8 protein-coding genes are annotated in these 13,911 nt (G+C 36.0%); 4 read left to right on the forward strand and 4 right to left on the reverse strand.

Translation table 11 applies throughout. The features are described from left to right. Nucleotides 1-95 precede the first annotated feature (95 nt). The gene (locus KO509_RS04780; protein ID WP_215972147.1) at nucleotides 96-2,582 is read right to left on the reverse strand and encodes a zinc-dependent metalloprotease; all 2,487 of its coding nucleotides are present in this window, start codon (nucleotides 2,580-2,582) and stop codon (nucleotides 96-98) included. A gap of 230 nt (nucleotides 2,583-2,812) precedes the next feature. Between KO509_RS04780 and KO509_RS04785 the strand changes: the two genes are divergently transcribed. Together KO509_RS04785 and KO509_RS04790 are read left to right on the forward strand one after the other, a co-directional pair. After that, nucleotides 2,813-3,781, forward strand: coding sequence for a class 1 fructose-bisphosphatase (locus tag KO509_RS04785; protein WP_215972148.1), 969 nt, complete (start codon nucleotides 2,813-2,815; stop codon nucleotides 3,779-3,781). A gap of 353 nt (nucleotides 3,782-4,134) precedes the next feature. After that, nucleotides 4,135-5,055, forward strand: a complete 921-nt coding sequence (locus tag KO509_RS04790) for a manganese-dependent inorganic pyrophosphatase (RefSeq protein ID WP_215972149.1) — start codon at nucleotides 4,135-4,137, stop codon at nucleotides 5,053-5,055. 263 nt (nucleotides 5,056-5,318) lie between these two features. Here the strand turns inward: KO509_RS04790 and fadA are convergent, their stop codons facing one another. After that, nucleotides 5,319-6,479, reverse strand: a complete 1,161-nt coding sequence (gene fadA / locus KO509_RS04795; RefSeq protein WP_215972150.1) for an acetyl-CoA C-acyltransferase FadA — start codon at nucleotides 6,477-6,479, stop codon at nucleotides 5,319-5,321. Nucleotides 6,480-6,494: 15 nt separating this feature from the next. Next, nucleotides 6,495-8,666: a fatty acid oxidation complex subunit alpha FadB gene (gene fadB, locus KO509_RS04800; protein ID WP_215972151.1), complete on the reverse strand. Its 2,172-nt coding sequence runs from the start codon at nucleotides 8,664-8,666 to the stop codon at nucleotides 6,495-6,497. 321 nt (nucleotides 8,667-8,987) lie between these two features. On the opposite strand from fadB, the gene KO509_RS04805 reads away from it, so the two are divergent. Continuing rightward, the gene (locus tag KO509_RS04805; protein ID WP_252727391.1) at nucleotides 8,988-10,178 is read left to right on the forward strand and encodes an MFS transporter; all 1,191 of its coding nucleotides are present in this window, start codon (nucleotides 8,988-8,990) and stop codon (nucleotides 10,176-10,178) included. A 127-nt stretch (nucleotides 10,179-10,305) separates the two neighbouring features. Here the strand turns inward: KO509_RS04805 and KO509_RS04810 are convergent, their stop codons facing one another. After that, on the reverse strand, nucleotides 10,306-12,531 hold the full coding sequence (locus KO509_RS04810; protein WP_215972152.1) for an EAL domain-containing protein: 2,226 nt from the start codon (nucleotides 12,529-12,531) through the stop codon (nucleotides 10,306-10,308). 484 nt (nucleotides 12,532-13,015) lie between these two features. Between KO509_RS04810 and KO509_RS04815 the strand changes: the two genes are divergently transcribed. Beyond that, the gene (locus KO509_RS04815) at nucleotides 13,016-13,909 is read left to right on the forward strand and encodes a TIGR03899 family protein (RefSeq protein ID WP_252727392.1); all 894 of its coding nucleotides are present in this window, start codon (nucleotides 13,016-13,018) and stop codon (nucleotides 13,907-13,909) included. The last annotated feature ends 2 nt before the right edge of the window (nucleotides 13,910-13,911 follow it).

A 13,911-nucleotide genomic window follows, 5' to 3' on the forward strand; every position in this document is an offset into this window, starting at 1 on the left:
AGCACACGGCATAGCAGCTCCTTCCTGCTATGCCGTTTTTTTATATCAACAATTTAACGAGTAACACTTAATATAAGCTGATTAACGTTAACCAATTAATTACCAATAGGTGACCCAGGTGGCATAGTAATTTCTGTAGGAATAACCACTCGCTTTCCTTCACTTAAACTAAAATCTATCTGTTGCTCAAGTAATTTAAAGTGTGTTGCTAACTTTTTATAATGGCGATCATCATTATTATCGTCTAACCAATTTTCAATGTTTTTTAAACTCGCGAGCGTTGCACTACGCACTTCAGGGACTGATGTTGGCGAATGCCATAATTCAAGCAGTTGTTCAATAACTTGTTGATTCACCCGCTGCTGTACTAATAACGCCAAACCACTTTCTGGACGTTGCTTTATTGTTTTATCAATAAGTTGTGAAATCAACACCTCAACAGAAAAAGCGCTCTTTTGCCTTTTACCTTTTTTACTATCAGTAAAATATAAGCTTTCTTGCTGCGCTAAGCGCGCTAGTCGCTCAGCGTTTAATAATAATGTTATGGTATGTTTAGCGCTAGCTTGGGCCGCCGAAACTGGGTCAAATGTAATTCCTGTTTGTGAGTTAAAGCTTTCACGGTTACGATAATAACCATAAGCTTTTGGTGGTATCAATTGAATTATACTTGCCGGCATAGTCAAAAAGTCAGTACTTAGTGTTGCTAATAATGATGACAAAGCTTGTTGCTGCATTTCGGCAGAAACAGTAACAAGTCCCTGTTGCTCAGTAACTTTTTGAGTATCATTTTTAAGCTCATAAGAATAGTTTGAACCCGCTATTAATTTAACGGCAGCCTCAACTTGATAACGATGAAAATTATAAATAGGCACTAAGGTTTGCTCTAATTCAGACAAAGGTGTTCCAACAGCAATGGAATTTAAACCAAAATCTGACAATGCTTTTTTACGTACTTGTATAACTCGCGTTAATTCAATCGCAGCATTATTGCCGTTATCCCACAAATGACCTGTACTTTGAGTACTTGACGACGAACGAGCGTCAGGATCTGAAGCATATAAAAGCCCTTGTGCTTGTGTGTCAGCAACCAATGCTAATAACTGCTCTGGCTCATTTTGATAATCGCCATAGCCATAAGCGATAACGTACTTATCCCATAAGCCAATATTTTCTTTATATGCATCAGATAAATCAATTTCGCCATGCTCATCAAGTGTTATATAAGGATGAGGGTAATCCATGACTGATGCTCTATCATTAACACTGGCAGCAAAATTATGCGCAATGCCTAATGTATGTCCAACTTCATGTGCTGAAAGCTGTCTAATACGGGCTAAAGCCATATTTTTCATCGCACTTGTATCTGTATCTTTAGCAGTAAATGGCGATGTTAAACCTAACGCTATTAAATAGTCTTGACGTACACGCAAAGAGCCAAGTGTCACATGGCCTTTAATTATTTCTCCTGTACGAGGATCAATAACAGAGGCGCCATATGACCAACCTCGCGTTGCCCTATGTACCCACTGAATAACGTTGTAACGTACATCCATTGGGTCTGCATCAGCAGGCAGCATTTTCACTTGAAAAGCATCCTTATAGCCAATACTTTCAAATGCCTGATCCCACCACATAGCACCATCAATAAGCGCGGTACGTATTGGTTCAGGAACACCAGAATCTAGATAATAAACAATAGGCTCAACCGCGACACTGTTGCCAGTTGTAGCACTATATTTCTTAGCTAAACGATGACGAGGAATTAAGCGTTTGATTAACGGCTCATCTATTTCACTGGCATAATCGGCATAAGCTATCGACCAAAACCCACTAAAAGGATGAAATGCTCTTGTTTGATAATTATCGTCAGGTAATTTAATCAAAGAATGATGTAAATGCACAGTAACCGAACTTGAGTCAGGTGTCACAGATTTTAAATGACTACCAGCGCCAGAGCCTGTAAAAGTAACCATAGCTTCAAGCTCTGTATTTTCAGGAAAGGCTTTAGTGCGCTTTGCATATAAAGCACTGCGACTGTTGTCAACCTTGAAATTCCCCTGTTTTTTATCCTTTAATATTTGGCTAATATTATGAATATCTGATAATAAAAAAGGGGTGTAATCAATTAATACTTTTTGAGTGTTTTTCCTCGTATCAACCGTTTCATTTACGACGGTAAAGCCCCAAATAATCGAGCTAGCAAAAGCTTCATCTATTGATTTTTTTTCTAATAAATTATCTGAATCGGCACGATAATAAGTATTCAACTGTTTTAAAAAGACTTTATTACCTACCCGTTCAAACTTCACTAAACGTGTGTCGCCAAGTTGGCCACGATCTAAACCGATATCATTTGAACCAATCCCATGAGGTAAACTCGATTGAAATAAAAATTCTTGGCCAAAATTATCAATTTGAAGATAAACCTTTCCTTCCTTTTTATCATGATAAAATGAAAAATATCCTTGTTGGGCTATTTTACCTTTTGTAAACTCAGCAAAACTTACAGTGGCTTTTTCAGCGAAACTCATTGTTGAAGTAACACAAAATAATATAAATAATAGTCGATTGATATAATTCATTTTTTTCCTTATTAATTAAACTAAATTAAAATGATTAATGGGTAGTATCTCAATAAAAATAAGTTTAAACCTTAGAAAGCAAAGTTAAACTTGTTATAATCAAGAGGAAAGCAAAATACATAATTAAAAAATTACTATCAACTTTCAAAAAATAGACTGCTATTAACAAGAATGCACCCTCATTAATAGCCATTGTAAAGTATACAACTTTAACGCTATAAGGTAACCCAATGCAACGACTCTCCCCTGCTCTACGCCAAGACAATGTTCCTGAAGATCTTATTTCACTGATAAAAACTATTTTAGCTGCAACTAAAGAAATTTCATTTCGTGTTAGCCAAGCTCATTTAGGAGGCTTAATGGGTTCTACACTCGATGAAAATATTCAAGGCGAAATACAGAAGAAATTAGACGTAGTTGCCAATGAATTATTTAAAGATATTGTTCTTGAATCAGGTTTTGTTAAAGCTATTTCATCAGAAGAAGAAGACACTTCTGTTGCAGGTAACCCTGTCGGTAAATATCTTGTTTCTTTTGACCCGTTAGACGGTAGCTCAAATATTGATATCAATTCACTAATTGGTACAATTTTTTCTATCCATAAAGCGCCTGAAGATATGGACCCAAGCAATCCTGATATGTTCAAACAATCAGGCGATCATCAAGTTTGTGCTGGTTATGTTTTATATGGCCCTGCTACGCTGTTAGTAATGACAACGGGTAAAGGTACACATTTCTACGTACTTGATAGAACCCATGGCGGATACCTATTAGTTCACCGAAATGTACAAGTACCTACTGATACTCAAGAGTTTGCTATCAATATGTCGAATCAACGATTCTGGCAAGAACCAATGAAAAACTACATTAAAGACTTAATTGACGGTGACACGGGGCCGCGTGGTAAAAATTTCAACATGCGTTGGATTGCCGCTATGGTCGGTGATATTCACCGTGTATTATGTCGTGGAGGTCTATTCACTTACCCTACTGATAGTAAAAACCCTGAGCAACCAAATAAACTACGTTTGATGTATGAAGCTAATCCAATGTCTTTTCTTATTGAACAAGCTGGCGGCTTAGCCATGACCAGTCAAGGTCGAATTATGGATATTGAACCTACCAGTATTCATCAGCGTGTTGAAGTTATCATGGGATCTAAAAACGAAGTAGAAGCTTGTTTGGCTTATTATAAATAGTTAAATATCTTATTAAGCTTCTGAACAAGCACCATGATAGTGTGCTTGTTCAACTCCCTACAAAAATAAAATAACACTCGTGTTATATCCCCGATAAAATAATGACTATCAACCAACTGAATATTACTTATACAAACCTATTAAACCTAATATTTAAGCGTGAAAATAATATATAACACAGTTTAAATCGCCTTATAAAGCTACCTACAGAGTAACTAGCATAAATTACAAATTATGTACCAAGCTCATTTAGCATATAGCAAACTTTAATCACAAATAGCGTTAAACTATATCCTGCCAACATTTTTCTTGATAAAATATTACTAATATTATTTTTCATCCGAGATTATTTCATGCCAAATTATGTTGTTGGTCACAAGATACCTGACTCAGACTCTATCTGCTCAGCCATCGCTTTATCCTATTTAAAAACGACTTTAGGAGAGGAAACTGTTCCTGCTCGTTTAGGTGAGCTTACACCAGAAACCTTATTTATTTTAGATAAGTTCGGTTTTGAACAACCAGAGCTTAAAACAAGTTACGCTGGTGAAAACATATATATTGTTGATCACTCTGAACGTACACAAGGGCCAGATGATATTGATGAAGCTACTATTTTAGGTATTATTGATCATCACAAACTAGGTGACATTACTACTTCAACACCATTAGAAATTTGGGTGCGTCCTGTAGGCTGTACTAACACTATTATTAAAATGATGTACGATTTTCACGGTGTAGAAATTCCTAAAAATATCGCCGGTGCTATGATGTGTGCCATTTTAAGTGATACGGTTATTTTTAAATCTCCTACTTGTACTACCGCTGATATTAAGTGTGTTGAAGCCTTAGCTAAAATTGCGGGTATTGACAATCCAACAGATGTAGGCATGGAAATGTTTAAAGTAAAATCAGCTGTTGATGGAACACCGGTACGAGATCTTGTATTACGTGATTTCAAAGATTTCAACATGAATGATAACCTTGTTGGTATTGGCCAATTAGAAGTCATTGATTTAGCTATTTTTGATGATATGAAAGCTGATTTAGAAGCGGATATTGCTAAGCTTAAAGCTGAAGGTAATCGCCATACTGTTATGCTTTTATTAACAGATATAATGAAAGAAGGCTCAGAGTTACTAGTTATTAGTGACAATGAAAATTTAGCCGAAGCTGCTTTTGGTAAAGCAACTACCGATGGCAAAGTATGGCTTGACGGCGTACTCAGTCGTAAGAAACAAGTTGTACCACCTTTACAAGATGTTTTTGCTTAATCGCTAATTTCAACTAATTAAATTATTTGAAATACAAAAAAACCAGCAGTTGCTGGTTTTTTTATATCTAATCATTAAAGGTTGAGTCTTTATTATCAAAGGTAATAAGTATTTATACCAGGCGAAAGCACAGAGTTGACGCTAGTCATTACTCTATACATTCGATACTTCGCCTTTCAGGTTATCCTTCGGGTGTTCATATTATTACCCGAAGAATTTGTGAGTACTTTCAATACAATTAATAAAGGGTTTCAACAAAAATATTAGACTCTTTCGAATACAGTTGCTATCCCTTGCCCTAACCCTATACACATAGTGGCTAAACCAAGACTCACATCTTCACCTTCCATTAAGTTAATCAGGGTTCCTGAAATTCGCGATCCTGAACAACCTAACGGATGACCTAATGCGATTGCACCACCATTCAAGTTAATTTTATCCATTTGATCTTCTACTTTTAAGGCTCTTACACAAGAAAGTGCTTGAGCAGCAAAAGCTTCATTAAATTCAAATAACTCAATATCTTCAATAGATAGACCTGCACGTTTTAATGCTTTTTTCGTCGCTGGTACCGGACCAAAGCCCATGGTTGATGGATCGCAACCAGCAACCGCCATTCCACGAATTTTCGCACGAGGCGTTAATCCCAATGCTTTGGCTTTCGCTGCTGACATCACTAACATTGCTGAAGCACCATCAGAAAGCGCAGAAGATGTGCCTGCCGTTACGGTACCATTGGCAGGATCAAACACTGGACGCAAAGCAGATAAGCTTTCAGCGGTAGTTTCAGGACGAATTACTTCATCATGTTCCACTAACGTCAACGCACCTGAAGCGTCATGACCTTGCGTTGCAACAATTTCATTATCCCAACGACCAGCCAATTGTGCTTCATAGGCTTTTTGATGAGAGCGAGCACCAAATGCATCTTGCATTTCACGCGTTATACCATGTTGCTTACCAAGAAGCTCAGCAGTTAACCCCATGTTACCAGAAGCTAAGGCGATGTGCTTATTTAATGCAGGATCAAAATCAACATCGTACATCATAGGTACGTGACCCATATGTTCAACGCCACCAATTAAAAATACATCACCTTGGCCACACATAATGCTAGTACTTGCTTGATGCAATGCTTCCATAGAAGAACCACACAAACGATTGACAGTAACACCACCAATAGATTTTGGTAAACCAGCAAGTAAAGATGCATTACGTGCAATGTTAAAACCTTGCTCTTTAGTTTGTTTCACACATCCCCAGATAACGTCTTCGATATCTTCAGGATTTAATGCTGGGTTACGTTTTAAAATTTCTTTCATTAAATGCGCTGATAATGCTTCAGCACGTACATTACGAAAAACACCGGCTTTAGATCGCCCCATTGGAGTTCGTATGCAGTCTACAATTACAACTTCGTTCATTTTATTCTCCTCGGGTTAAGCGTTAGTTTTAACGTCTGTAGTGAAGTAAGATTTACCAGACTTAGCCATATCACGTAAACCATCTGTAACTTGATATATTTCACCTAAGTGAGCATATTTATCAGCCATAGCAATAAAGTTATTTAAACCTAATGTTTCTAGATAACGAATCGCACCGCCTCTAAATGGTGGGAATCCTACACCATAAATTAAGCCCATATCAGCTTCAGCTGCAGTATCAACAACACCTTCTTCTAAACAACGTACCACTTCATTTACCATTGGAATCATCATACGTGCAATAATTTCTTCACTAGTGAAGTCTTTTTTAGCAGCACAGTGTTGAGCAAATAGTTCATAAGCAACAGGCGCAGCAACCTTCATTGGGCGACCACGTTTGTCTTTCATATGATCATAAAAGCCGGTACCATTTTTTTGACCTAAACGATCATTAGCATATAACGTGCTTACAGGATCATTATCAATTTTGGTCATTCGTGTAGGGAAACCAGATGACATAACACCAGTACAGTGATCCGCGGTATCAATACCAACAACATCAAGCAGATATGCTGGCCCCATAGGCCAACCAAATTCTTTTTCCATCACTTTATCAACCGCAGTAAAGTCTGCACCTTCAAGTACTAATTGACTAAAGCCAGCAAAGTAAGGGAATAAAACACGGTTTACATAAAAACCAGGGCAGTCATTAACAACAATTGGTGATTTACCCATTTTAGCAGCATAAGCAACAACAGCAGCAACCGTTTCATCAGAAGTATCTTTACCGCGAATCACTTCTACTAATGGCATTTTGTTTACTGGGTTAAAAAAGTGCATACCACAAAAGTTTGCAGGACGTTTTATACTTTGTGCTAATAAGTCAATTGAAATAGTAGACGTATTAGATGTAAGAATAGCATCTTCACTGATTACCGATTCAACCTCTGCTAAAACCATACCTTTAATTTTAGGGTTTTCAACAACCGCTTCGACAACAATATCAACATCTTTAACGCTGTCATAACTAAGAGAAGGTGTAATGTTATTAAGTACGCCTGCCATTTTCTTAGCATCCATACGTCCACGTTCAACTTGTTTCGTTAAGATGCCTGTCGCCGTTTTTAAACCTAGGTCTAGCGCTTGATCATTAATATCTTTCATAATGATAGGCGTGCCTTTGTAAGCAGATTGGTAAGCAATACCACCACCCATAATACCAGCACCCAATACAGCAGCTTTACTCACAGACTTGGTCGCTAGCTTACTTGCTTTTTTGGCTTTACCTTTAATAACTTGGTCTGCCATAAACAAACCAATTTGCGCAGTCGCTTCGTCAGTTTTTGCTAATTTAGCAAACCCTGCATTTTCTACCGCCATAGCACCAGCACGATCTAAACCTGCAGCCGCAATTAATGTATTAATCATCACCATTGGTGCTGGATAATGCTTACCTGCTTTTGCTGCAATCATGCCTTTACACGTAGTTGAAGACATGATCATTTCTGTTTGAGATAACGTTAATGGCTCTAATTTAATCTGACGTTTTGCACGCCAATCTAATTTTCCTGCAATAGCAAGTTTAAGCATGCTAATAGCAGCTGAGCGTAAACTTTCTGGTTTAACAACCGCATCAACAAGTCCTTGTGAAAGAGCCGCTGACGCTTTAAATGCTTTACCTGTAGACATCCATGTTGCTGCATTATCGAAACCAATTATACGAGGTAATCTAACAGTACCACCAAAACCTGGCATTAAGCCTAACTTCACTTCAGGAAGTCCTATACTAGTATTAGTATCAGCAACACGATAATCACATACTAAAGTCATTTCACAACCACCACCTAAAGCAATACCATTAATGGCTGCAATAGTAGGTAACTGAATATCTTCAAATGAATCGAAAACATCTGAAGCATTTTTAGCCCAAGAAACTAATTGTTCTTCTGGTTGATTAAATGAACTTAAAAATTCAGTGATATCGGCACCAACAATAAAGGTTGATTTTCCAGACGTAACCATCACGCCTTTTGCATCACTACAATTATTAATTGCCGCCACAACAGCCTTATATTCTTCAAAGGTTGCTTGATCAAATTTGTTTACTGATCCTTGAGCATCGAACTTAAGTTCTACAATGCCGTCTTCTAGTAACTGGGCTGAAAGGCTCTTGCCTTGATATATCATGCTTTGTCTCCTTCACCTAAAAGTGGTGTTGATGTATTGATGATTATTGATGTTGTTCTATATTTTTTAGTCAATTTTCTCATACCAAAAAGTATAGATAACTAATAATAGCTGACTGAGTGTGCCTTGAAATATAATGAATAGCAAATTTATTTAAACGATTGTTTTAATCGTTTGTATTAATTTTATTTTAATAAGCTTAAGCTGCTGTTTTTTATATAAAGATATAAGGTACAGCTATCAGATAGAAAATTTGTTTCTGATTAGCAATTGACGTAGAGTATGGCTAAGCTCTTTACTATCCAACGGTAAAATTCATTTATGATCAGTTTTTTTAAACGCTTTAATCAACCTGAGCACTTATTATTAGCGATGGCTTTTACCATGCCGCTAGTCTTTTCTGTATGGATGGTACTACTCAATAATTTTGTAATAGAAAAAGCAAATTTTACTGGTGTCGAAATTGGTATATTACACAGCTTGCGTGAAATACCTGGCTTCTTAGCTTTTACAGCAATTTATGTATTACTCTTTATTAAGGAGCAGCGACTCGCATTAATTGCTTTAGCTATAACTAGCTTAGGGGTATTGTTAACCGGTTTTTTCCCGAGTGTCGCAGGCCTATATATTACAACTATATTGATGTCAGTTGGTTTTCATTATTATGAAACCTTGAGCCAATCATTAACTTTGCAATGGATCGATAAAGATAAAGCGGCACACTTCCTCGGTAAAATGTTATCTATGAAAGCAATCGCTTCGCTGCTCGCTTTTTCGAGTATCTGGCTATTAATGGAGCACTTTAACTGGTCTTATCAACTAACCTATACCTTATTTGGCGGTATGGGCTTATTATTCACATTAATACTGGTGTTATCCTTTAGACACTTTGAAGCAAAAGTAGAGCAAACAAAAAAAATTGTCATCAGAAAACGCTATTGGCTATTTTACGCTCTCACTTTTTTCAGTGGAGCCCGCCGACAAATTTTCGTTGTTTTTGCTGGCTTTTTAATGGTAGAAAAATTTCATTATAGTGTTGCAGATATCAGCGCTTTATTTCTTATTAATTATGTATTTAATTGGTTATTTGCCGCAAAAATAGGGAAATTAATTGGAAAAATTGGCGAACGCTCTATACTACGATTTGAATACATTGGTTTAGCTATTGTATTTATCTGCTATGGCTTAGTAGAAGACCCTAACCTTGCAGCAGCACTATATGTTATCGATCATTTGTTCTTTGCACTTGCTATCGCAATAAAAACCTATTTTCAAAAAATTGCGCAACCCGAAGATATTGCAGCAACCGCAGGGGTAAGTTTTTCTATTAACCATATTGCAGCTGTTGTAATTCCTGCGTTGTTAGGAATATTATGGATTGTACAACCTACGTGGGTATTCTATATAGGGGCTGGATTTGCACTATGCTCTTTATGCTTAGCTATGCTAATTCCAGACGAACCAGCACAAGGGAATGAAATACGTATAGCGAGTAACGCTCAGGTAAAGTAATGACAAAAAATGAAGAGTCTTGAATTATTAGGTAAAGTTAATAGTCGCATTATTTAGGGCTACTAACTTTGCGTTTTAATTCATATGGAACCTGATATTTAAACTAACTGTAATATCAGTTTAATGGTTAAGTATGGCTTTTAAGAAACGTTAAAAATTCATCAGAAGGCATTGGCTTGGCGTAATAAAAACCTTGTACTTCATCACAACCTAATTCAATTAATCTTTCTTGCTGCTCAATTTCTTCTATCCCTTCCGCAATTACCTTTAAGTTCATCTTTTTACCTAAATCGATAATTGTTTCAGCAATTACCGACTGATCTTTTTGGGCTATATCACGTATAAAAGCACGATCGACTTTAAGACGATCTAAAGGAAGCTTTTGTAAATAACTCATTGACGAGAAACCAGTACCAAAATCATCAAGTGCAATACTAATGCCTTGCCCTTTCAATTTAACTAGCGCATCAATGACTACTTCAGGATCATCCATTAAGATATTTTCGGTAATTTCTAACTCTAGTTTACAAGGCAGTATTTGATGTTTTTGCGTTGCATTTAGAACGATATCCACAAAATTACAACACCTGAATTGAGGTATAGACACATTTACAGAGATAGTAATATTGTTGAATTTTTCTTCTTCTAGCAGTTTAATTTGCGAACAAGCTTGATTAATAACCCACTCACCAATTTCAACAATCAAACCTGAGTATTCCGCTAATGGAATAAAAACTGCGGGAGAAATAAAGTTACCATCAATTGTGCGCCAGCGAAGCAAGGCCTCAGCACCAATAACTTTACCTGAGCTTAATGATAATTGTGGTTGATACCATAATTCAAGACGTCCCTCTGAAAAATCATTTCGCAGTTGTCTAATCATATTTAAACGCCATTGCGTTTCATCTTCTAACTCAGGATTATAATAAGCAAAATGTGTTTCACGTTTTTTCTTTGCCAGATTTAAAGCAATATTAATTTGATTAAGTACTTTTACCCCACTACTACTGGCATGTTCTTTTGTACAGAAACCAAAACAGGCATTTATCGGCAGTTTTTGCTCACCAGCAGTGAATGGGTGTTCAAATAACGCCAATAAAGCATCAGGCGTTACCATTGTTTGAGAGCCAATAATACCGAATACATCGGCGCCCACACGAGCAACTTGACAGTTACTGCATAAACTTTGCAGTCGCTGAGATACCGCAGATAGTAATTGGTTACCTATATTCTGCCCTAAAGCGTCATTAACATCGCTAAAATGATTTAAATCAATAAGTGCAGCAACATAATCATTAGGTGCATCTTTACTAAAAGTCTCCAGCATACGAACAAATTCTAACCTATTCGGTAAATTAGTTAGCCAATCTTTATACGCTGCACTTTTAAGCTTTTGAAACAAATGTACATTTTCATAACCTATAGAAACACCTGTTACAAATACTTCTAATAATTGTCTTTGAATATCTCTAAGTGGTTCCGTTAAGGTTAAATAGGCAACAGCACGACATCCACCTCTGGCAATATATAAACAAAGAGAATCATTAAAGTATAGATGCTCTTTTTGCATATAACACATTTGTATATGTTGATTAATTTGTTCGTTATCCAGAGTCGCTAATTTTTGATTAGGTAAAGAGGAAGAAAAATCTTGCTGCGCGATAATATAAAGACTTAAGTCATCGGTATTGTCTATTATACCCTGCCCTCTAGCACAAAATAGACCTTGAACATCTTGATTTATCAGCTGAGTTAATTGCTTTAACGTGCCTTGCGCATATTCTACTATAGAATGTAACTCAAGAAGGCTAGAAGATCCTGACACGATTTTCTCTAAGCCTAGACTACCTTCTGTAACCGTTGCTATTTGTTGATAAGAACGAATAGCGGCATAAACAGTAGTAACCAGCTTACGCCGTGTTAACTCTGTTTTGGTTTTGTAATCATTTATATCATATTCTTTAATAACACTTTCTTCAGGTGCGTAACCTGGTTGGCCTGTTCTTAAAACAATACGTATATCTTGGCGGTTTAGTGATTCACGAATATATTTAACAACCGCTAAACCAGCACTATCAGTTTCCATGACTACATCAAGTAATACCAAAACGATGTCGGGGTTACTTTCAATAACTTGACAGGCATCCTGACCGGAATAAGCATGAAAATACTCTAAACGTCGGCCTAGCACTATTAAATCTGATAAGGCTAATTGAGTAACTGAATGAATCTCAGGATCGTCATCAACAATCAGAACCTGCCAGACTTCATCACCAGTGCCTTCTAAAACCTCTTCTTCATCACTATCATCGATAAATAGAAAGTCGTCTTGTGAGTTGTCTGATGCGTGCATATTGTCCTTAAGCAATTAGCTTGTGGCTAATTAAAATTAAATTTCTATCAATTATTTATCATTGTACTTAGGTATTCTATAACTATAACTGAACTATACCTTATTGCTACTTTTTTGAAGCATTCTTTCGTTTTTTTCATTCGAACAATGTTAGTTTAGCTAAATATTCCTTTTTGTTGCACATATTTTAATAGGTTTCACGTAACGTTAGTTGTTAAAAACCTATCTATTGTGACAAATTAATAATAAAGTCGTTAAGATAATACAGAAATTATTAACTTATTTTTCAGATAGTTAATAAATACAAATCTAGCACTAAATTATATAATAAAAGTCATTTTGACAAATTTCAATAAACCCATACAATAAAATTATATTTATATCGCTATATGCATGGTCATATATTATTTTATATCAATAAATAACGGTAAAACCTACACTTATATTGATATTACTAAAATATTTTTTAGTATGGAGTATTAACTTGAAACCAGATACATCAGATGTTGTTGTCATTGAACAAACTGAAGATAATCAACGCAACTTGCCGATTGAAGAAACTACAATTGGTAATAGCATTGAAACACCAGCACATAAACAGTTTTTTAAAATAACTCAATTATTCGGTGTAGAAGCCCCTTTACTCCCCCCTGAAAAACAAATGCCACTTCAAGATCGTAGTACTAAGCGTCAAAGATTAGCAAGCCTGCGAAAACAAGAAAATATTGAAGAGATCATGGTAAAAACTTTTGCATTTTGTGCAAATAAACCAATAGATAAAAGACCCGATTTAGATTGGTTTAATCAATACATTAGCTTAGCTGAAAATATTAGTAACGCCACAATGCAAGATTTATGGGCCAAGATACTTGCCGGAGAATTAGCTCGCCCAGGCTTATATTCACTGAAAGCATTAAAAGTTTTTCGAGATATGAGTATTGTAGACGCTAAATTATTAGCAAAAGCTTGTTCTTTAGCGGTAAAAGATAATAGTAAGAAAAATATTCGTATTATTTCCGGCTCTTATCAACAACCAGGACTATTCAATTTTTTTAATCAGGAAAGGCAGCAGTACATAAATTTAAGTCATTTTGGTTTAAATTATGCTGATATATTATCTTTAGCGGATAACAAGTTAATTTTTAAACAAGAAAGTGAATCAAGCATGATGAAAAGTGGCGAAGTACTTAATTTTTATTATAATGGCGAGCCGCTCACGCTAAGCAGTAAGAATAATAATATTGCCTTGCAGTTTTATAAATTCACAGCTATTGGTGCCGAACTAGCAAACTTAATTATTGATAAACCAAACAAAGAATTTTTTTCTATATTAAAACAACAACTAACCCACCACTTTAACGTAGTGAGTAGTAGTTAATC

It is taken from the genome of Colwellia sp. C2M11, assembly GCF_018860915.1.
Classification (GTDB): Bacteria; Pseudomonadota; Gammaproteobacteria; order Enterobacterales; family Alteromonadaceae; genus Colwellia.